Origin of the sequence: Luteimonas sp. BLCC-B24, from assembly GCF_028550595.1 — a bacterium.
In the GTDB taxonomy this organism is placed as follows: Bacteria; Pseudomonadota; Gammaproteobacteria; order Xanthomonadales; family Xanthomonadaceae; genus Luteimonas.
The window spans coordinates 1-1,292 of sequence record NZ_JAQQGN010000017.1 but is presented as its reverse complement, the minus strand read 5'-3'; the positions used below and the strand labels follow the sequence as shown (position 1 = coordinate 1,292).

At 60.4% G+C, this 1,292-nt stretch carries 2 protein-coding genes and 1 pseudogene; all 3 read left to right on the top strand.

Annotated elements, in window-relative coordinates:
- Positions 1–91: 91 nt before the first annotated feature.
- Positions 92–235: pseudogene (locus tag PQS31_RS17005) on the top strand (excalibur calcium-binding domain-containing protein); the annotation flags it as partial.
- A gap of 57 nt (positions 236–292) precedes the next feature.
- Positions 293–718 carry a hypothetical protein gene (locus PQS31_RS17000; protein WP_272764017.1) on the top strand — a complete coding sequence of 142 codons (426 nt, stop codon included), beginning with the start codon at positions 293–295 and terminating at the stop codon, positions 716–718.
- Between the two features lie 83 nt (positions 719–801).
- A complete protein-coding gene (locus tag PQS31_RS16995) occupies positions 802–1,233 on the top strand; it encodes a TIGR04141 family sporadically distributed protein (RefSeq protein ID WP_272764016.1) in 432 nt (143 codons plus the stop codon).
- Positions 1,234–1,292: the final 59 nt, after the last annotated feature.

Genomic DNA, 1,292 nt, shown 5'->3' with positions numbered 1-1,292 from the left:
AAACCCACCAACCCAAAGTACCCTTCAACCCCGGGCTCTCCCAGTAACTCGTGGTACGGCTACTGGGGGCAGGTCACTGCCCGCACCCGAGGCGCGCTTCAGCTGCGACGGCCGCCAGCATTGCTCTCAGATGCGCTCGTGCGAGGAAGCCACGTACTTCATCCGCAATTGCCCCAACACCAAGATGGACGGCGACAACGACGGCGTGCCGTGCGAATCGCAGCACTGCAGTTGAGCGCCCGAGCGCGCCCGTGCATCCGAATCCACTGACCGACCCGGAGACCGCCCCGCCATGCGCCCCCTGCTGATCCTGATGCTCCTCTGCGCGGCCTTTGGCGCCCACCAGCTGTGGCAGAAACGCGAGGCCGCCCGCGCGGCCGCGTTCGATGCCACGACCTTCGTGGCCGTCGAAATGCCCAGCGGCATGCAGCGCAATACGGTGTACGTGCTGACGCCGCCGAACTGCCCGTCCGCACAGGCGAAGCGTGCGGAGGCGCTGATCCGGGATCTCGGCAGCGCGGGCATTCCGGTGGTTCGCCGCAGCGGCTTTTCCTTCGAAATGGATGACCCCACCCCCGAGCAAATGCAGGGCATCCACCGGGCATCGGCCGTGTTCAAGCGCGGCCCGCCGACGGTGTTCGTCAATGGGCTGGCGATGTCGGATCCGAGTGCGGAGCAGACGATTGCGGCGTATCGGGGGAGTAGTGGGCGGCAGTAGAACCCATTTAATCGCGCTCAGGTTGGGCTCGGCGCCTTCGACGGTAGAAGTGAAATCATTGGCTGGACCAGACAGGACTCTGCATGGATCGCATACCCCTCTCTATATATCTTTTGAAGAAGAACGCGGTTCTAGGATCGTGGAGAATATTTCATGAATCATTTGAATCGGCACCGCTGACCGAAGCAAACTTAAACGTTGACGGAGTTGAAGCAAAACTTTGGATCGGCTCAAGTGCCCCCGGCACAGTGCCGGAGTGGGTCCAAGAATTTGCTCCATTGGCGGGACTGTCCGCGACGAGATTCTCCAATATTTCCGTCCAGGGCGCCCTTGCCTTTGCGATTGATGGGAAAGGTGTACTCATGACGTTTGGACATGCCTGGAGACGCGTGGACACATCCTGCGTCGTGCCAAACTTTGGTCTGCGTTGTGTTCTAAACCTCTGCGGCGATAAAGAACTCAAAGCAATAAAGCACGACAGGATAAGCCACGACTTCGTGACCTGCCCCCACTGAGCCGTACCACTCGAAGCTAGGTAGAGTCCGTCACCGAGAGAGGACGGACATGCGCAAGA

Excerpts from the sequence above, each read along its gene's own strand:
- PQS31_RS17000 (WP_272764017.1), top strand. The coding sequence starts at position 293 with ATGCGCCCCCTGCTGATCCTGATGCTCCTCTGCGCGGCCTTTGGCGCC.
- PQS31_RS16995 (WP_272764016.1), top strand. The coding sequence starts at position 802 with ATGGATCGCATACCCCTCTCTATATATCTTTTGAAGAAGAACGCGGTT.